17 protein-coding genes are annotated in these 18,797 nt (G+C 76.9%); 8 read left to right on the forward strand and 9 right to left on the reverse strand.

Annotated features, from left to right (window positions below):
• Positions 1–24 precede the first annotated feature (24 nt).
• The 9 genes from lnt to ACH436_RS03870 all read right to left on the reverse strand — a co-directional run bounded on the left by lnt (position 25) and on the right by ACH436_RS03870 (position 11,741).
• Entirely contained in the window at positions 25–1,887 is a 1,863-nt protein-coding gene (gene lnt / locus ACH436_RS03830; RefSeq protein ID WP_430558831.1) for an apolipoprotein N-acyltransferase, read from the reverse strand.
• Positions 1,888–2,014: 127 nt separating this feature from the next.
• The gene (locus tag ACH436_RS03835) at positions 2,015–3,679 is read right to left on the reverse strand and encodes an amidohydrolase (protein ID WP_430558832.1); all 1,665 of its coding nucleotides are present in this window, start codon (positions 3,677–3,679) and stop codon (positions 2,015–2,017) included.
• A gap of 97 nt (positions 3,680–3,776) precedes the next feature.
• Entirely contained in the window at positions 3,777–6,776 is a 3,000-nt protein-coding gene (locus tag ACH436_RS03840; RefSeq protein ID WP_430558833.1) for a DEAD/DEAH box helicase, read from the reverse strand.
• 80 nt (positions 6,777–6,856) lie between these two features.
• Positions 6,857–7,990, reverse strand: coding sequence for a diacylglycerol/lipid kinase family protein (locus ACH436_RS03845; protein WP_430558834.1), 1,134 nt, complete (start codon positions 7,988–7,990; stop codon positions 6,857–6,859).
• On the reverse strand, positions 7,956–8,696 hold the full coding sequence (tatC, locus tag ACH436_RS03850) for a twin-arginine translocase subunit TatC (protein WP_430558835.1): 741 nt from the start codon (positions 8,694–8,696) through the stop codon (positions 7,956–7,958). Before tatC ends, ACH436_RS03845 begins: the two co-directional genes overlap by 35 nt.
• Positions 8,697–8,732: 36 nt before the next feature.
• Positions 8,733–9,035, reverse strand: coding sequence for a Sec-independent protein translocase subunit TatA (tatA, locus tag ACH436_RS03855; RefSeq protein ID WP_430558836.1), 303 nt, complete (start codon positions 9,033–9,035; stop codon positions 8,733–8,735).
• Between the two features lie 120 nt (positions 9,036–9,155).
• Positions 9,156–9,551 (reverse strand): hypothetical protein, encoded by a 396-nt coding sequence (locus tag ACH436_RS03860; protein WP_430558837.1) that lies wholly within the window; start codon positions 9,549–9,551, stop codon positions 9,156–9,158.
• A gap of 5 nt (positions 9,552–9,556) precedes the next feature.
• Complete coding sequence (locus ACH436_RS03865) at positions 9,557–10,633, reverse strand: helix-turn-helix transcriptional regulator (RefSeq protein WP_430558838.1); 1,077 nt, start codon at positions 10,631–10,633, stop codon at positions 9,557–9,559.
• A complete protein-coding gene (locus ACH436_RS03870; protein WP_430558839.1) occupies positions 10,626–11,741 on the reverse strand; it encodes a helix-turn-helix transcriptional regulator in 1,116 nt (371 codons plus the stop codon). Before ACH436_RS03870 ends, ACH436_RS03865 begins: the two co-directional genes overlap by 8 nt.
• A gap of 34 nt (positions 11,742–11,775) precedes the next feature.
• Between ACH436_RS03870 and ACH436_RS03875 the strand changes: the two genes are divergently transcribed.
• From ACH436_RS03875 to ACH436_RS03910, 8 genes are all read left to right on the forward strand, one after another.
• The gene (locus tag ACH436_RS03875) at positions 11,776–13,059 is read left to right on the forward strand and encodes a DUF3866 family protein (RefSeq protein ID WP_430558840.1); all 1,284 of its coding nucleotides are present in this window, start codon (positions 11,776–11,778) and stop codon (positions 13,057–13,059) included.
• A 9-nt stretch (positions 13,060–13,068) separates the two neighbouring features.
• Positions 13,069–13,812 carry a DUF4129 domain-containing protein gene (locus ACH436_RS03880; RefSeq protein WP_430558841.1) on the forward strand — a complete coding sequence of 248 codons (744 nt, stop codon included), beginning with the start codon at positions 13,069–13,071 and terminating at the stop codon, positions 13,810–13,812.
• Complete coding sequence (locus tag ACH436_RS03885; protein ID WP_430558842.1) at positions 13,809–14,360, forward strand: hypothetical protein; 552 nt, start codon at positions 13,809–13,811, stop codon at positions 14,358–14,360. Before ACH436_RS03880 ends, ACH436_RS03885 begins: the two co-directional genes overlap by 4 nt.
• Entirely contained in the window at positions 14,357–15,343 is a 987-nt protein-coding gene (locus ACH436_RS03890) for an AAA family ATPase (protein ID WP_430558843.1), read from the forward strand. The genes ACH436_RS03885 and ACH436_RS03890 overlap by 4 nt, the downstream gene beginning before the upstream one ends.
• A 7-nt stretch (positions 15,344–15,350) precedes the next feature.
• A complete protein-coding gene (locus ACH436_RS03895; protein ID WP_430558844.1) occupies positions 15,351–16,694 on the forward strand; it encodes a DUF58 domain-containing protein in 1,344 nt (447 codons plus the stop codon).
• Positions 16,691–17,278 (forward strand): hypothetical protein, encoded by a 588-nt coding sequence (locus ACH436_RS03900; RefSeq protein ID WP_430558845.1) that lies wholly within the window; start codon positions 16,691–16,693, stop codon positions 17,276–17,278. Before ACH436_RS03895 ends, ACH436_RS03900 begins: the two co-directional genes overlap by 4 nt.
• Before the next feature lie 52 nt (positions 17,279–17,330).
• A complete protein-coding gene (locus ACH436_RS03905) occupies positions 17,331–17,948 on the forward strand; it encodes a Dps family protein (protein ID WP_430558846.1) in 618 nt (205 codons plus the stop codon).
• Positions 17,949–18,027: 79 nt separating this feature from the next.
• Complete coding sequence (locus ACH436_RS03910) at positions 18,028–18,729, forward strand: GNAT family N-acetyltransferase (RefSeq protein ID WP_430558847.1); 702 nt, start codon at positions 18,028–18,030, stop codon at positions 18,727–18,729.
• Positions 18,730–18,797 lie beyond the last annotated feature (68 nt).

The following is an 18,797-nucleotide window of genomic DNA, read 5'->3' on the forward strand; positions in this document are numbered from 1 at the left end:
CTGTCGGCGGTTCAGCCGGCGGTTTCAGCCGCGCCGCGCGCGCACCGCCGACACGATCCCGCCCACGACGAGCACGACCGCCACCGCGCCCACGGCCCAGCCCGGCCAGTAGCCCGCCCGCACCGCCGGCGTGAGCTCCGTGCGCAGGGGCAGGTCCGCCACCCAGTGGTCGGGCGTGAACAGCTGCGTGCGCGCCACGAGCGTCCCGTCCGGGGCGACGACGCCGCTCACCCCCACCGTCGAGACCTGCACCGCCGCCCGGCCCGTCGTGATCGCCTGCAACCGCGTCATCGCGAGCTGCTGCGTCGACTCCGCCGTGTACCCGAACGACGCGTTGTTCGTCGGCACCACGAGCACCTGCGCGCCGCGCTGCACGGCGTCGCGCACGATCTCGTCGTACGCCACCTCGAAGCAGATCACCGTCGCCATCGGCACCGTCGTCTCCCCCGTGCCGTGCCCGATCGCCGCACCGTCCACCGGCAGGTCGACCACCGCCGGCTCCGTGCCGGGGATCATGTCCGTCGTCACCCGGTCCACCTGGGCGCTGAACAGGCGCACGAAGCCCCGGATCGGGATGTACTCGCCGAACGGCGCCGGGTGCTGCTTCGCGTACCGCTGGGTGACCCCCTGCCCGGGCTCCCACAGCAGGGCCACGTTGTACCGCCCGCCCGTGTCCGGCCACTCCTGCGCACCCACGAGGATCGGCGCGCCCACCGCCCGCGCCGCGTCGTCGATCGCCGCACCCACCTCCGGCGTCGTCTGCGGGTCCAGGTCCGAGCCGTTCTCCGGCCACAGCACCACGTCGACCGCGTCACCCGGACCGTCGCCGAACGCACCCGCCGCCTGTTCGTCCGCGATCGCGTACGTGCCCGCCAGGTGGTTGTTCAGCACCTCCGCCCGGTTCGCGAACGACCCCTCGCCCGGCTCGGACACGTTGCCCTGCACCGCCCCGGCCCGCAGCACCCCCGCCTGCGCGGTCCCCGTGCCCGCGTCGACCACCGTGCCCCGGTGACCCGGGTCGTCGGCGTCCGTCACCTCACGGGTGCCCGGGTCGTGCGCCAGGGGCAGCAGCAGCGGACCGGTCACCAGCGCCGCCGCGGCCAGGACGAACGCACCGGCGCTCGCGGCCGCACGACGTCGCGCCACGCCCGGGGTGCCGTCCCCGCTGCCGTGCCCCGTGCCGTGCCCGGCGGGGCGCCACCGGGCACGCAGCAGGCGCCCGACCGCGAGCGCGAGCAGCACGCCCGCCGCGGCCACGAGCAGGGACACCAGGGTGGTGCCGCCCAGCCAGGCGGCGCGACCGGTCGGCGCGCCGGCCATCGCCCAGGCCAGGCGCCCCCAGGGGAACCCGCCGAACGGGATCTCGGAGCGCCACTGCTCCACCGCGACGAAGACGACGGCGAAGACGGCGGCCTGGGCGGCGGGGTGGCGCCGTACCCGCCCCCAGCGGCGCGCCCACGTCCACAGCGAGCCGAACGCGGCGAGGAACAGGGTCTCCAGCACCGACAACGCCACCCACGGGACGGTGTCGGTGGCGAAGTTCGCCCACCAGATGTGCGGCAACCAGAACGTCAGGCCGGCGACCAGGCCGACGAGGAAGTTCCAGCCCGCCGCCCGGCGGCCGTCGCGGCGCAGGGCGGCGAACAGCAGCGCCACGCCCACGAACGCTAGCGGCCACGCACCGACGTCGGGGAACGACGCCCACAGCGCGGCACCCGCCGCGACCGCGAGCAGCAGCGTCGCGGGGCGGCTCGCCCACCGGCCGGTGGGCGCCTTCGTGCGCGGCGCGGCGACCCCGTCTCGTCCGGCGTCACGGCCGTCGGCGTCGTCGGGGCCGGCTCCTGCGCCGGAGGGCTCCTCGACCGGGCTCGGGCTCACGTGCAACACCCCCGCAGGGTACGTGACCCGGCGCCGTGGCCGGGCTGCCGGGAACCCTTCGAGCAGGCGATCCGTCGCGGGAAGCCGGTCGTTCCCGCGACGGATCGCTTGCTCGGAGGCACGGGACGGCCGGGGGTCAGTCGAAGGTGTCGTGCAGGACGACGCCGTCGCGCACGGTCTGCAGGCACACGGGGTCGGGCTCGCCCTCGGACAGGTCGGGCAGCAGCGGCTGCCCGGCGCGAGCCTCGGGGTTCCACGCCGACAGGCGGTCCCCGGGGGCCTGTACGGACAGGGTGTCGGCCCGCCACACGGCCAGGTGTGCGGGGGCGCCGACGCGCAGCTCGCCCGCGCCGGTGTGGTCGAGCCCGGCGAGCCGCCACCCGCCGCGGGTGTGCGCGCGGAACGCCGCGCGCGCGGAGATGCGCTGCATGGCGTCCTCGTGGGTGAGGGTGGCGCGCACCGCCTGCCACGGGTCGAGCGGGGTGACGGGGGTGTCGGAGCCGAACGCGAGCGGCACGCCCGCGCCGGCGAGGTCGGCGAACGGCGACAGGGTCGACGCGCGGCCGGGGCCCAGCCGGGCCGCGTACATGCCGTGGCTGCCGCCCCAGGCGGCGTCGAACGCGGGCTGCACGGACAGCGCCACCCCGTACAGCAGCAGCGCGGCCAGGGCGGACGCGTCCACGAACAGGGCGTGCTCGAGGCGGTGGTGGCCGGAGCGCAGCAGGCTCGCCCCGTGCTCGGTGGCGGCCAGCTCCAGCCCGCGCACCACCTCGTCCATGGCGCGGTCGCCGATGACGTGGAACCCGCCCTGCGTCCCGGCGGCCGAGCAGGCGGCCAGGTGCGCGGCGACGTCCTCGCCCGTGAGGAAGAGGCGGCCCGAGGTCTCGGCGCCGCCCGGGCCGGCCAGCAGGTCGCTGTAGGGGTGGCGCAGCGCCGCCGTGCGGGACCCGATCGAGCCGTCCGCGCACAGGTCGCCGGCGATGCCGGTGAGGAACGGCAGCTCGGCGAGCATCTGCCGGGCGTCGTCCGCCGTCGCGCACAGCTCGCCCCGGTAGGCGACGACGTGCGGCAGGGCGCCCGCCGGGTCCGCGGTGAGCCCCACGAGCTCGGCGAGGCCCTCGCGGGTGTCCATGTTCGGCTCGCTCATCTCGTGCACCCCGACGATGCCGCGCGCGGCGGCGTCGGCGAGGGCCCGCCGGTAGGCGCGGGTGCGGCGCGCGGGCGACACCTGTCGCACGGCGGCCGCCGCGGCGTGATGGGCGTCGGAGGTGACCATCCCGGACGGCTCCCAGCCCGCGGCCCGGTCGAGGCCGACCGTGCGGGCGAACGACCCGGACACGACGGCGGAGTGCCCGTCGACGCGGGCCGCGTACACGCGCCGCCCGCCGCAGGCGGCGTCCAGCTCGTCCGCCGTGGGGGCGCGCCGCTCGGGCCAGGCCTGCTCGTCCCACCCGAACGCCAGCAGCACCTCCTCGCCGCCGGGGTCGGCCGCGTCGAGCTCGCGCGCGCCCCGGGCGAGGGCGTCGAGCGCCTCGGCGAGCGACGTCACCCCGCCGGCCGCGGTGAGGTCGACCGACTCGGCCGCGAGGCCCGTCTCGAGCAGGTGCACGTGCGCGTCGACGAACCCGGGGGCCACGAGCGCGCCGTCGAGGTCGATCACGCGGTCGGCGCGAGCCGCGAGCCCGGCGGCGGTGTCCTCCGCGCCGAGCCACGTCACCACGCCGTCGTCGACCAGCAGGGCCTCGGCGAACGGGTCGGCGGGCGAGTGGACGACTCCGTTGCGGTACAGGGTGGACGTCACGGCCTGCACTCTATGGCACCGCCGGGCACGACCGCCCACCGCACCCCCACACGGGGGGCACGGGTTCCTCACATCCGGGCGCGTGGTGGCCGACCGGTCAGACGCTGGAGTACGCGACCACCCCGCGCAGCACCGCGGTCTGCGCCTTGCGGGCCGTGGCGCGCAGGGCCGGGCGTGGTGCCGCCTTCGCCAGCTGGTCGAGCACGTCGAGCACCTGCTTGCACCACCGCACGAAGTCACCGGCCGCCACGTCCGTGCCCCGCAGCACCGCGTCGAGGTTCTTGCCGGACGCCCACCGGTGCACCGGCGCCACCAGCCCCAGGTCCAGGGGGCCGGTCGCCTCCAGCTGGTGCTGCGCCTCGAGGTCGGTCACCTCGGACCAGGCCCGCGTCGTGGCGTCCAGCACCTGGGCGAGCCGCCCGTGCGGGCCACCCGGGACGAACGGCTCGGACGCCTCCTCCCGGCGCCCCGAGTACACGACCGTCGACACGGCCGCCGCCAGCCCCGGCGCGTCCAGGTCGTCCCAGATGCCGCGGCGCAGGCACTCCGCGAGCAGCAGGTCGTCCTCCGCGTACAGGCGGCCCAGCCAGCGGCCGTCGTCGGTGACCGCCAGCGACCCCGGAGCCGTGCCCTCGCGGTCCGACGACGTGGCGCCAGAGTCGGTGTGGTCGGTGCGCGCCAGGTAGCCCAGCCGCGTCAGCACCTCGCAGGTGCGGTCGAAGGTGCGCGCGATCGTGCCGGTGCGCCCCTCCACCCGCCGCACGAGCTGGTCGTGCTCGGCGCGCAGCCGCTCCCACCGCTCCGCCCACCGGGCGTGGTCGTCGCGGTCCGGGCAGCCGTGGCACGGGTGGGCGCGCAGCGCCGCGCGCAGGCGCCGCAGCTCGGCGTCGGACGCCGCGTCCGCGCGCCGGCCCTGCCCCCCGCCCGACGGGCCGCCGCGCCGGCCCGGGTGCCGCCCCGAGCCGCCGTCGCCGGAGAACGCCCCGAGGGCGTTGCGCAGGCTCGAGGCCAGGTCGCGCCGCTGGTCGGGGCGGCGCGGGTTGAACGCCTTCGGGATCCGCACGGTCGTGACCACCTGCACGCCGCCGGGGGCGTCGGCGAGGGTCAGCTTCTTGACCTGCTTCTCCTGCGTCAGGACGGTGGGGCGCGGCCCGTCGAACCCGCGGTCGTCGCGCCCCGGGTCCAGCACGACGACGTACCCGCGACGCCGACCCGACGGCACCTCGACCACGTCACCGCGCCGCAGCCTCTCGAACGAGGCGACCGCGTCCGCGCGCCGCGCCCCCGACGCCGCCCGCGACAGGTCCTTCTCCCGCTCCTTGATCGCGCGCCGCAGCCCCATGTACTCCGCGAAGTCGCCACGGTCGCACGCCATCGACGCGGCATACCCCTCCATGGCCTCCGCGTGCGCCTGCGCCTGCTTCGCCAGACCCACCACGCCGCGGTCAGCCTGGAACTGCGCGAAGCTCGTCTCCAGCACGTCGCGGGCCCGCTCGCGCCCCACCTGGCCCACCAAGTTGACGGCCATGTTGTACGTGGGCCGGAAGCTGGAGCGCAGCGGGTACAGGCGCTTGGACGCCAGGCCGGCCAGCGCCACCGGGTCCAGGCCCGTGTGGTCGACGACGACGGCGTGCCCCTCGACGTCGATCCCCCGGCGGCCCGCCCGCCCGGTCAGCTGCGTGTACTCCCCCGGCGTCACCGGCTGGTGGGCGGTGCCGTCCCACTTCACGAGCTTCTCCAGCACCACCGACCGCGCCGGCATGTTGATGCCCAGCGCGAGCGTCTCGGTCGCGAACACCACCTTCACCAGCCCGCGGGAGAACAGCTCCTCCACGGTCTCCTTGAACACGGGCAGCATGCCCGCGTGGTGCGCGGCGATCCCGCGGGCGAGGGACTCCGCCCACGGCCAGTACCCGAGCACGTCGAGGTCCTCGGCCGGGATCGTGGCCGTGCGCTCCTCCACCACCCGCCGGATCTGCGCCTCCTCCGCGGCGTCCGTGAGGCGCAGCCCCGCGCGCAGGCACTGCTGCACCGCCCCGTCGCAGCCCGCGCGCGAGAAGATGAAGTAGATCGCCGGCAGCAGCGCGTCCGCGTCCAGGGAGTCGACGACGGCGAACCGCGGCGGCGTGCGGCGGTGCGCGACCGGCCCGCCGCCGCCCGGGCGGTTGCCCCCGCGGCCCCGGTAGCCGCGGTCGCCCCGCCCGCGGTGACCGTGCCTGCCGTGCGACGACCCGTGCGACGACTCGGCCCGCGCCGAGGTGCGGAACATCGCCTGCAGGTCCGGGTTGATCGGCGGGTTCGTGCCCGGGTCGGTGGGGTCCACGTGCCCGGCGTACAGGTCCATGAGGCGCGGCACGCCGCGCGGCTCCGGCGCCGAGACGACCACGTGCTGCCACAGCGGCACCGGGCGGCGCTCGCTGACCACCACGGCGGTGTCGCCGCGCACGGTGGCGAGCCAGTCGCCGAACTCCTCCGCGTTGGACACCGTCGCGGACAGGGAGACGAGCTGCACGTGGTCGGGCAGGTGGATGATGACCTCCTCCCACACCGGTCCGCGGAACCGGTCGGCGAGGTAGTGCACCTCGTCCATGACGACGTACGCGAGCCCGTCGAGCGCGGACGACCCCGCGTACAGCATGTTGCGCAGCACCTCCGTGGTCATCACGACCACGGGCGCGCCCGCGTTGATGGACGTGTCCCCCGTGAGCAGGCCGACGTTCGCCGTCCCGTGCCGGGCGACCAGGTCGGTGTACTTCTGGTTGCTCAGGGCCTTGATCGGCGTCGTGTAGAACGCCTTGCCGCCGCGGGCGAGCGCGAGGTGGACGGCGAACTCCCCCACCACCGTCTTTCCCGCGCCCGTGGGGGCGGCGACCAGCACCCCGCGTCCCTCCTCGAGCGCGACGCACGCGTCCACCTGGAACGGGTCGAGCTCGAACCCGACCTCCTGGCGGAACAGCCGGAGCTCGCCCTCGGCGTCGGCCCGGTCGCGGCTGCTGCGGGCCCGGGAGGCGGCGTACCGCTCGGCGGGGCTGAGGTTCTCGGTGCCGTCGGGCGAGCCGGCGCGCGGGCCGGAGCCGGGACGGGAACGGGGGGTCATGCCGCCAGCCTAGGCGTCGGTCCCGACGCGCGAGGACCGCCGCGCGAGCGCTGTGACGCCCGGTCGACGCCGGGGCGCGCTCAGCGCGGCGCGACCAGCACCTGCAGGGCGCGGGCCCGCACCTCCACCCGCAGCGGCAGCGGCCCGAGCCGCTCGCCGTCGGCGTGCGCGACCGGCAGGGGCCGCTCGCCCGCGACCCAGGCGTCGGGGCCGGGCTCGATCGTCACGGCGCGCGCCCGCACGACGTGGACCTTGCGGCGTCGCACGTGAGAGCCGGTGAACATGCTCGGGAAGACGGCGAGGGCGCCCGCCCGCGACAGGTCGGTCGCGACGAGCACGTCGAGCAGGCCGTCGTCGAGGGAGGCCGCCGGGGCGACGCGGATGCCCCCGCCGATCTGCGGCCCGTTGGCCGCGGCGACGAGGGCCGCGCGGCCCGACCAGGTCGCGGTGCCCCCGGGCCCGGGACGCAGGTGCAGCGCGGAGCCGGCACCCGAGCGGAGCCCTGCCGGGCCGTCGGCGACGCCGTCGAACGTGAGCCGGTACGACCAGGGGCGGTAGCGCACCAGCTCGAGCGCGGCGGCCACGGTGTACCGGGCGCTGCCGCGCGGGTGCCGCAGCCGGTTGGCGCGGGCGTTCACCGCCGCGTCGAGCCCCGCGGAGACCGCGCCCGCCACCCACCTCGGGCCGTCGGCGCGGCCGGCACCCTGGTCGGCGCCGGAACCGGGACTGACGAGACCCGGCCCGGTGACCAGGGCCGCGTCCACCGGGCGCCGCCCGGCGGCGCCGGCGTCCAGCGCCCGGCACAGCGCGACGCCCGCCGCGCCAGGATCGCGCACGGGCAGCCCGAGCGTCGCGGCGAAGTCGTTGCCCGTGCCCACGGGCACGATGCCGAGGGGGACGTCCGTGCCCGCCACGGCCTGCGCGCCGAGGTGGACCATGCCGTCGCCGCCGACCACGACGAGCGCGTCCACGCCCGTGCCGCCCGTGCCGTCGACGGCAGCCCGTGCCCGGGCGAGAGCCGCGTCGGCGTCCGGGCCGGACAGGTCGACGACGTCGTGGCCCGCCCGGCGCAGCCCGGCCAGGACGCCCGCGCCGGCGTGCACGGCGCGCCCCCTGCCCGCCGTCGGGTTGACGACCACGCCGAGGCGGCGCGGGCGGGCCGCCCCGTGCAGGCCGGGCTCAGACAGTGGGGGCGACCCTGCGCTTGTCGGCACGCCGGTCGTGCAGCAGGCACAGGCCGAGGGCGCCGAAGTACAGCACGCAGATCGGCAGCGCGACGAAGATCATCGTCAGGGCGTCCGGCGTCGGCGTCATCACCGCCGCGAACACGAAGGCGATGAGCACGGCCCACCGCCAGCCCTTCGCGAGGGTCTCGTGCCGCAGCACGCCGGCCATGTTCAGCCCGACGAGGAACACCGGCGACACGAACGCGATGCCGAACGCCAGCACCAGGCGCATGACGAAGCTGAGGTACCCCTGGGCGTCGGTGAAGTTCACCGCCCCCTCGGGCACGAAGCCGGCCAGGATGTCGACGGCGTGCGGCAGCACCCACCACGCCAGCGCGGCACCGCCGAGGAAGAGGGGCACCGCGGCGCCGAGGAACCCGTAGGCGTACCCCTTCTCCCGCTTCGTCAGGCCGGGGGTCACGAAGGACCACAGCTGGTAGAGCCACCACGGGCACGTGACGATGACGCCGAGGAAGAGGGAGACCTTGACCTTCATGTCGAGCGCCGACGCCATGCCCGTGAAGTTGAGCGCGATCGTCTTGCCCTGCTCCTGCGCCGCCGCCGACAGGGGGGCCTGCAGCGCCGCGAGCAGCGGTTCGTACAGGACCCATCCGGCGGCGGCACCCACCACGAGGCCGCACGCGGCGAGGAAGAGCCGCTTGCGCAGCTCCAGCAGGTGCTCGCGCAGGGGCATGCGCCCCTCGGGGTCCCGGGACTGTCCGGGCACCGACTAGGCCCGCGGCTGCTTCGGGTCGATCAGACCCGGGATCTGCTCGCCGTCGCCCGTGGCCGGGGCGTTCGCCGACGTCGACGTCGACGAGGAGGCGGTGCCGGTGGACCGCGACGTGGTGTCGGCCGGCGGCTCGTTCGAGTCGCCCGGGTTGCCGTCGTCGGTGAGGTCCTTGACCTCCTTCTTGAAGATCTTCAGCGACTGGCCGACGCTGCGCGCCAGGTCAGGGAGCCTGCGCGCCCCGAACAGCAGCAGGATCACGACCACCAGCACGATGATGTGCCAGGGCTTGAGCATGCCCATGAGAATGGCTCCTCGTTCTCGTCCGCCCGTGGGCGGGGGTGTGTCGGGGTCAACCCTAGTGGGTCTCCCGGTCCGTGACGGTGACGTTCAGGTGACGACCGTGCGCGGCGGGTGCGGGCACTAGCTCCTGCGCGCCGGGGTGCGGGACCGCAGGGCCGCGTGCGACGCCTTGTCGGCGGTGCGGGCGGCCACCCAGCTCCCGGTCCCCCAGCGCCGCCACGTGGCCGCCTGGCGCTCGCGGCGTGCCGCGGACCGCTCGGCCTTGAGCCGGCGACGCCGGGCCACGCGTTCGCGCAGCACCACGGGGTCGTCGAAGAGGGTGGGCGAGGTGTCGGCGCGGTGCGCCTCCGCCTCGGCGACCGCGGCGGAGATGCGGTCGGCGGCGGACCCGAGCACCTCCCCGGCACGGGTGGCCTCGCGCAGCGCGCGCACCCCCGCCCGCCACAGGTGACGCCCCAGGAAGAACGCGCCCACCAGGGTCGCGACGACGAGCCCGGCCCAGATCCAGCCCCACATGCGGGTCAGCCTACGGTCTTCGTGGCGCCGGGCCCGTCGTCCCCGGCCGGGGGTGCGCCGGACCCGTCGCCGGACCCGTCGTGCCGGGTGCCGGGCTCGTCGGCGGTGGTCGAGGCGTACGCGGCGAGCGCGGCCCGGGCGGACTGCGCGACGTCGCGGGCGACGTCGGGCGGGTCGACGGCCACGACGTCGGGCGCGTTCGCGAGCAGCAGCCGCCGCAGCCACGCCGGGTTGGTCACGCGCAGGCGCACCTCGACCGTGCCGTCCGGCAGGTCGCGCACGGACTCGGCGGGCACCTCCTCCGCGACCCAGCGGGCCGCGGACGCGAGCCGCAGCGTCGCCGCGGGGGCGCCGCGGTGCGCGACGGACGCCCACACGTCGGCGCCCAGGTCGCCGGCGACGGCGGCGTCGCGCTCGGCGACCGGCTCGTCCAGGACGCGGGCGTCGAGGATCCGGTCGACCCGGAAGGTGCGGCGCCCGTCCACGCGCAGGCACCAGCCCACGAGGTACATGGCGCCGTCCTGGGTGAGCAGCCGCAGCGGGTCGACGTCCCGCTCGGTCGTGACGTCGGCGGCGTTGACGTACCGCAGGTGCAGGCGGCGGCCCTCGGCCAGCGCGGTCGTGACGGCCGCGACCACCTGCGGGTCGCCGTCGCCCTCGAGCTGCACGTCCACGGCACCGGCAGCCTCTCCCGTCGCGGCCGTCAGCTTGTCCAGCGCCGACGCCACGACGGCGGCCCGGCGCCGGTCCGCCTGCACCGCCGGGGACGCGTGCATGGCCCTCAGCGCGGCGACGAGCGCGACCGCCTCCCGGGTGCCCAGGCGCAGGGGGCGCGTCATTCCGCGCGCCTGCGTGAGGGTCACGACGCCGTCCTCGAGGGAGAACGCGTCGAAGTCGATGAGGTCGTCGGGCATGTACCCGGGGGTGCCCGACACCCACAGGGCGTCCACGTCCTCGCGCACCTGCCGCGGGGTGACCCCGAACCGGTCGGCGAGCTCCTCCACCCGCACCGGCCCGGCGCCGTCGAGGTACGCGACCAGCCCGAGCAGCCGCACCAGCCGGTCGTCGGCCCGCTCAGCCATGCGAACCCTCCCTCACCGCGTCGTCACCCTCGTCACCCGTCACACCCGCAGCACCGTCAGGGTCGCCGTCGTCAGTGCCGTCGAGCGTCGCGGCCGCCGCCAGCCGCCGCAGCACGTCCTCGCGCAGCCGGGCCGGGCGCAGCACCACGACCGCGGGCCCGTACCCCGCCACCTCGTCCGCGAACGCCGACAGGCTGCGGAACTCCACCTCGAGCACGTCCCGGCCGTCCCGCCGGCCCTCCCCGGGTCCGTCGCCCCCCGGCAGCGCCCGCGCCCGCAGCGCCTGCGCCCGCTCCGGCACGACGGCGAGCACGGCCCGCTGCAGCACCCCGACCCGCTCCCCCAGCATCGCGTCGACGTCCACGGCCTGCGGGACGTCGAACGCCCCCGCCTGCGACCCCACGCGCACCTTGCCCGAGATCCGCGACAGCCGGAACACCCGCGCCGCCCCGCGCGCCCGGTCGAAGCCGACCAGGTACCAGCCGCTGCCGCGCGCCGCGATGCGCCACGGCTCCACGTGCCGCGTCAGCTCCTGACCCGTGCTCGCCGCCCGGTACCGGAACGACACGTCCCGGCGCTCCGAGACCGCCTCCAGCAGCGGCACGTACGCGTCGCCCGCCGCCCGCACCCGCGGCGCCAGCCCGGCCACCGCGTCCGCCGCGACCTCCCCGGCCCCCGCCGCCCGCAGCTTCGTCATCGCCCGCGACATGTCCGTGCGCAGCGTCTTGTCCGACCACAGCTGCGCCGCCAGCGCCACCACGCCCAGCTCCGCCGGCGTCAGGTCCACCGCGCCCAGCGCGTACGCGTCGTTGTCGATCCGGTACCCGACCTCGTCGCTGTGCCCACCCGCGTCCACCGTGACGATCGGGATCCCCAGCGCCCGCAACGTGTCCTTGTCCCGCTCGAACATCCGCTCGAACGCCTCCGTCGACGGCGCGTCACCGTACCCGGCCACACCACCGCGCACCTGCTGCTTCGTCATCGACGCGCTCGTGTTCACCAGGGCGATGACGAGGTTCAGGAGGCGTTCGGCGGGCGGGGTGCCCCGCGACGACGGCGCGGGATCGGGAGGCTCGGCAGCAGCCGGGACCGCAGGGTTCGCTGGCATCGCCACCAACTTAGTCGCCGGTAGCCTTCCACGGGTGACGACAGCGCCGAACCCGCCCCAGCCCCGCACGCCCCGCGCCGGCCAGCCCGACGGCCAGCCCGACGGCCGGCACAGCACCCCCACCGGGCACGTCACCTGGCGCACCGGCACCGTCACCGCCCGCGGCGCCGCCTGGACCGGCGCCCGCGAGGTCACCCTCCGCCTCGACGCCCCCCTGCCGTCGCGCGACCTCACCACCGCGCCCTGGGAGGTCCGCGGGCTCGCCTACACCACCCTCGTCGGCGACCCCGACGTCGGCGACCGGCTCCTGGTCAACGTCTCCGCCCTCGCCCGCGGCCTCGGCACCGGCGGGTACGCCCTCGTCGTCGGCCCCGCCGGCGACGCCGCCACCACCCTGCCCGCCGACCCGCAGACCGGCCCCGGGCACCTCGTCAAGGCGCGCTACACCCCCCTGCAGGCCATGGTCCTCGGCGTCGACGAGCAGGAGTCCGACCACCACGACACCCTCCGCGACGCCGACGACCTCGCCGGGATGCCCGTCGTCGTCGCCGACCTGCACTCCGCGCTCCCCGCCGTCGTCGCCGGCGCCCGCCACGCCGCCGAGCTCGCCGGCCGGCCCCACCCCCGCGTCGCCTACGTCATGACCGACGGCGGCGCCCTGCCCGCCGCCTTCTCCCGCACCGTCGCCACCCTGCGCGACACCGGCTGGCTCCACACCACCGTCACCGTCGGCCAGGCGTTCGGCGGCGACCTCGAGGCCGTCACCGTGCACACCGGCCTCCTCGCCGCCCGCCACGTCGCCGGCGCCGACCTCGTCGTCCTCGCCCAGGGCCCCGGCAACCTCGGCACCGGCACCCGTTGGGGGTTCTCCGGCGTCGCCGCCGGCGAGGCCGTCAACGCCGCCGCCACCCTCGGCGGCCGGCCCGTCGCCTCCCTCCGCGTCTCCGGCGCCGACCCCCGCGACCGGCACCGCGGCGTCTCCCACCACAGCCTCACCGCCTACGGCCGCGTGGCGCTCGCCGCCGCCGACGTCCCCGTCCCCCTGCCGACCCCCGACCTCGAGGCACTCCCCGCCTGGGGAACAGACCTCACCCGCCAGGTCCGCGAGCAGGCCACCACCCTCACCGCCGCCCCCGCCCGCCACCGGCTCCACGACGTCCCCGCCGACGCCGCCCTCCTCGACGCCCTGCGCCGCTCCCCCGCCCGCCTGTCCACCATGGGCCGGTCCCTCGACGGCGACCCCGCCGCCTTCGTCACCGCCGCCGTCGCCGGGATCCACGCCACCCACCTCACCCACGAGGACACCACCAGCCGATAGCGTCAGCGCATGGCCCCACCGACGCGGACCCGCCGCGCCGCCGCACGGCGCACCCTCGCACCGCTCGCCGCCGCGACCCTCGCGCTCCTCGTCGTCCTCGGCGCCGCCACCGCCACCCCCTGGCGGTTCAGCCTCCCCGACGTGGCACTCCCCGCCCCCACCGCCAGCGACCCCGTCGTCGACCGCCGGCCCGGCCAGCTCGTCCCCAGCGACCAGGAACCCCCGTCCACCGACGTCATCACCTGGATCGTCGTCGCCCTCTCCGTCGCCGGCGCCCTCCTCGTCGCCGTCCTCCTGTGGCTCCTCGCCCGACGCGCCGTCCGCGCCCTCGCCACCCCCGAGGAGGACGACGACGCCGACGACCTCACCCCCGGCCACGCCACCACCGCCACCGTCGCCGACCTTCCCCTCCCCGAGCTCCAGGACGCCGTCACCACCGCCCTCGCCCGCATCGACGCCGCCGCCACCCCCCACGACGCCGTCGTCGCCGCCTGGGTCGCCCTCGAGGACGCCGCCGCCGAGCACGGCACCCGACGCGACCCCGCCCAGACCACCACCGAGTTCACCGCACGCCTGCTCACCGCCCACCGCCACGACGGACGCACCGTCCCCGCCACCGACGTCGACACCCTCCGCCGCCTCTACCAGCACGCCCGCTTCACCGACCGGCCCGTGGCTCCCGACGCCGTCCACGCCGCCCGCACCGCGCTCTCCCGCATCGCCCGCGCCCTCGACACCTCCCCGCACCCATGACCCGGAAGCACACCCCGCGCACCCCGCCTCTGCGCGCCCTCCTCACCGTCGGCCTCCCGGCGCTCGCGGCCTGCGTGGCACTCACCCTCACCGGGGTGCTCGACCTGCTGCACGCCGCGCTGCTCGTCGTCGTCGCCGGGACGACGGTCGCCCTGTGGCGACGTCTCGACGACGGCGAGGAGACGCCGTGGCCGGACGTCGTGCACGACCGTCGCGAGGGCGCCCGCAACGACGTCAGCGAGCTCGGCTGGGCCACGTTCACCCGCAGCGGCGCCGTGGGCGACCGGGTGCTGCGCCGCGTCCGCGACCTCGCCGCGGACCGGCTCGCCGAGCGCGGTGTGGACCTCGCCGCACCGGGCGGACCTGCTGCCGCCGCGAGCCTCCTGGGGGCCGACGTCGTCCACGGCCTCACCACGAGCCGTCCCGTGAGCCGCGGCGAGGTGCACCGCTGGCTAGACGCCCTCGACGCGATGCCGGCCGGCCCGCACTCCTCCGCACCGTCCGACGCACCGTCCACCGCCCGTCCCGAAGGAAGGCCCGAGAGATGACCGACGACCCCGCGCACCCCCTTCCCGTCCCCGAGGTGGCCGCCCTCGGCCGCCGCGTCCTCGACGAGGTCGCCACCGCGGTCGTCGGCATGCGCGGCACGCTCGAGCTCGCGCTCGCCACCGTGCTCGCCGGCGGGCACGTGCTGTTCGAGGACGTGCCCGGACTCGGCAAGACGCTCGCGGCGCGGTCGCTGGCCACCGCGCTCGGCCTCGACTTCGCCCGCCTGCAGTGCACCCCCGACCTGCTGCCCAGCGACATCACCGGCTCGTCGGTGTTCGACCCCGTGAGCCGTGAGTTCGTCTTCCGCCCGGGCCCGGTGTTCACGGGGCTCTTCCTCGCCGACGAGGTCAACCGCACCCCGCCCAAGACGCAGTCCGCGCTCCTCGAGGCGATGGCGGAGCGCCAGGTCTCGGTCGACGGAGCCTCCCGGCCGCTGCCGAGCCCGTTCCACGTCATGGCCACGTCGAACCCCGTGGAGTACGAGGGCACGTATCCCCTCCCGGAGGCGCAGCTCGACCGCTTCATGGTGCGCCTCGAGGTGGGCTACCCGGACCGGGCTCAGGAGCAGGACGTGCTGCTGCGCCGGGTGGCGCGGCGCCAGGAGGCGGCACCCGTGCGCGCCGTCGTCGACGCCGCGACCGTGCGCGGCATGCAGGCCGGGGTCGAGACCACCGAGGTGGACCCCGACGTCGCCGGCTACTGCGTCGACCTCGCCGCCGCCACCCGCACCCACGGTGCGCTCGAGGTCGGGGCCTCGCCCCGCGGCTCGCAGAACCTCCTGCTCCTGGCCCGCGCGGTCGCCGTGCTGGACGGTCGCGACTTCGTCCTGCCGGAGGACGTCAAGCGCGTGGCCGTCCCGGTGCTCGCGCACCGCCTCACCCTCACGCCGACCGCCTGGGCCTCGGCGGTCCGCGCCCAGGACGTCGTGACCGAGCTCCTCGCCTCCGTGCCGGGGCCCGCCACGGTCGGACGGCAGGGGTGAGGCCCTGATGCCCGACAGCCCGACGGGAACTACCCCGGCGGCCTGGCGACGCAGCCCCCAGGCGGCCGCGGGCCTCGGCGCCGGCGTCCTCGTGCTCGCCCTGGGCCTGCTCACCGGGCGGGCCGACGTCGCGCTGCTCGGCGTCGCCCCGCTCCTCGGCGCGCTGTGGGCCGGCCGCCCGGGGGCGTGGCGCACGGCCGTGCCGCGGCACGGCACCGGGGTCACGATCGAGCCGACCGCCCGCGCCGCCGCCCCCGGCGAGCTCACCGCCGTGCTGCGCCTCGCCCCCGCGCCCGGGAGCGAGCTCCTCCACGCCCGCGTCTCCGCACCCGGCCACCGCACGGCCGGGGTCGTCGTCGCCGCGACCCCGCGCGACCTGCCGCTCAGCCTGAGCACCGTCCGCACCGGCCCGCAGCGCACCTTCCACGTCGACGCGCGGGGCTACGGTGCGGGCGGCACCGTCGCGGAGGACCCGGTCTCCGTCGCCGCACCCGACCGGCTCGTGCTCCCCACCGCCATGCCGCTCCAGCGGGTCCCCGTGCCGCGCCGGCTGCGCGGGCTCACCGGCCCGCACACGTCCCGCCGCCTCGGCGACGGCGACGAGCTGCGCGACGTGCACCCGTTCGCACCCGGCGACCGGCTGCGCCGCATCGACTGGCGCACCACCGCGCGGCGCTCCCCGGACCTGTCGACCCTGTACGTGCGCCGGACCTACGCCACGGCCGAGGCGACCGCCGTGCTCGTCGTCGACTCGCGCGACGACGTCGGGCCCGACCTGCGCACCTGGCGCGGAACCGGACCGCAGCGCGTGGACGAGCCCACGTCCCTCGACCTCGCGCGGCACGCCGCGGCCTCCGTGGCGGGCGCGCTCGTCGCGGCGGGCGACCGCGTCGGGGTGGACGACCTCGGACGACGGCGGCGCCCGCTCCCGCCCGCTGCGGGCCGCCGCCATCTGCGACGCGTGCTGCACGCGCTCGCGCTGAGCAGCCCGGTCGGCAGCCCCGACCGGCGGTTGCGGGCCCCGCAGGTGCCCGCCGACGCCGTGGTGTACCTGTTCAGCACCGTGCTTGACGACGAGCCGCTCGCGCTGGTGCGCGCCTGGCGCTCCGTCGGCCACCCCGTCGTCCTGGTCGACACCCTGCCCGACGTGCGCGGGGCGCGCGAGGAGCACATGCGCCTCGCGTGGCGCGTCACACGGGCCGAGCGGGACGACCGGCTGCACCGCATGGTGGCCGAGGGCGTGCCCGTCGTGCGCTGGGCGGGCGACGCCCGCCAGGAGGCGGCCCTCCGCCTCGAGGCGTTGGTCCGCGCCGACGAACGGCACCGGCGCGGCGCCGTGGGGGCGCGATGAGCCGCACCCTGCCCGCCCGGGTCCGGGCCTGGTGGCGGTCGCGGTACGCCACCGGGCGCCCGCTGCCGGTCGTCGGCGTGACGACCGGGCGCCGGGTGCCCGGCTGGACGCTGCGGGCCGCCTTCGTCGTCGCCGTGGCCGTGCTCGTGGCCGCAGCCGGCACGCGGGCCCACCTCCTCACCGAGCTGCTCGTCCTCATCACCGGGGTCGTCACCGTGTGGGCCGCGGTCCGCCCCGGTCCCGCGCCCGCGCACGTCGCCCTCGTGACCGCGGCGCTCGAGCTGCTCGGGTCCGGCGCGGCACCTTTCGACCCGGCCGTGCTGTGGCTCGCCCCCCTCGCGTACGTGGTGACACGGCTCGGGTGGTGGGCGTCCCACGTCGCCGCGACGGAGCGCGTGGAGATCGCCGCCCTGCGGCACGGCCTCGCGCGCGACGGGGTCCTCGTCGCGGTCGCGCTCATGGCCGGGGGCGCGGCCTGGGCGGTGGCCGGCCGCGAGGTGCCGTGGCTCGTGGCCCTCGGGGTGGCGGCCCTGGCCGCGCTCGCGTGGACCGCCGTCCGGCGCGACGATGGCGAGGCGCGCTGACCTCACGGCCGCGCCGACCCGACGTCGAACGCACGAGGACGGAGACTCCCCGATGGCTGACCGCAACACCCCGCGCTATACGGTGCCCTCGCTCACGACCCAGCAGGGCGCGAAGGTGGCCGCCATCCTGCAGGAGCGGCTCAACTCCCTGACCGACCTCCACCTGACCCTCAAGCACGTGCACTGGAACGTGGTGGGCCCGCACTTCATCGCGGTGCACGAGATGCTCGACCCGCAGGTCGACGCGGTCCGCGCCATGACGGACGCGGTGGCCGAGCGCATCGCGACCCTCGGTGTCTCGCCGGTCGGCACGCCGGGTGCTCTCGTCGCGACGCGCACCTGGGACGACTACTCCCTGCGCCGGGCCTCCGCCATCGAGCACCTCGGAGCCCTGGACGAGGTCTACGAGGGCGTCATCACCGCGCACCGCAAGGCCGCGAAGGACACCGAGCCCCTCGACGACGTGACCAACGACCTGCTCATCGGCCACCTGCACGAGCTCGAGCTGTTCCACTGGTTCGTCCGCGCCCACCTCGAGAGCGCCGGCGGCGATCTCTCGACCGCAGGGGCCACCACCGAGAAGGGCGCCGCGCAGAAGGCCGCCGCGGGCAGGACCGCCGCCGCGAAGACCGCCTCGAGCAGGACCACGACGGCTCGGAAGAAGAAGTAGCCCGGCCTCGCCCGACGTCCCGGCACCGGAGGGGCGCCGTCCGCACCGGCGGGCGGCGCCCCTCCGGCATGATGAGGCCGTGATCCGTCCCTACCGCGCCACCGACCGAGCCGCCGTCGCCGAGGTCTGCGTCCGCACCGCCGCGGGCGGGGCCGACGCCCGCGGCCTCTACTCCGACGACCTCCTCATGCCCGAGGTGTTCGCGCTCCCCTACGTCGACCACTCGCCCGAGCTCGCGTTCGTCGTCGTCCGGCCGGACGACGAGCTCGCCGCGGACCCTCGGCCCGCCGACCCGGCCGACGACGTCCTGCGTGTCGACGACGGCCGCCTGACCGGGTACGTGATCGCCGTGGCCGACACCCGCGCCTTCGTCTCGTGGTGGGAGCGCGCCTGGGCGCCGGGGTTCGCCGAGCGCCACCCGCGGGCGGGGGCCGCGCCCGCGGGCCGGGAGCCCGCGTTCTCCGAGGCCGCCCTGCTCGACGCCGGCAAGGACCCGGGCCGCATGGTGCGCGGCATCAGCGCCGAGGAGCTCGACCGGTATCCGGCGCACCTGCACATCGATCTCCTGCCCGAGAACCAGGGGCGCGGTCTCGGCCGCCGCCTCATGGACACGCTGCGCGCCGCGCTCGCCGAGCGCGGGGTGCCCGGCGTCCACCTCGGGATGGACCCGGCCAACAGCCGGGCGCGGGCGTTCTACGACCGGTACGGCTTCCACGAGCTGCCGTCGCACTCCCCCGGGGCGCCGTTGCTGGGCATCGCCACCGCCACCGCCACCGCCTGACCGTCGTCCCGGGTCGGCCCTCAGGAGACGCGCCGGCGACCCCGCTCTCTGGGCCCCGGTCGGTGAGC

The organism is Isoptericola sp. NPDC019693 (assembly GCF_044389085.1).
Taxonomy (GTDB): Bacteria; Actinomycetota; Actinomycetes; order Actinomycetales; family Cellulomonadaceae; genus Isoptericola.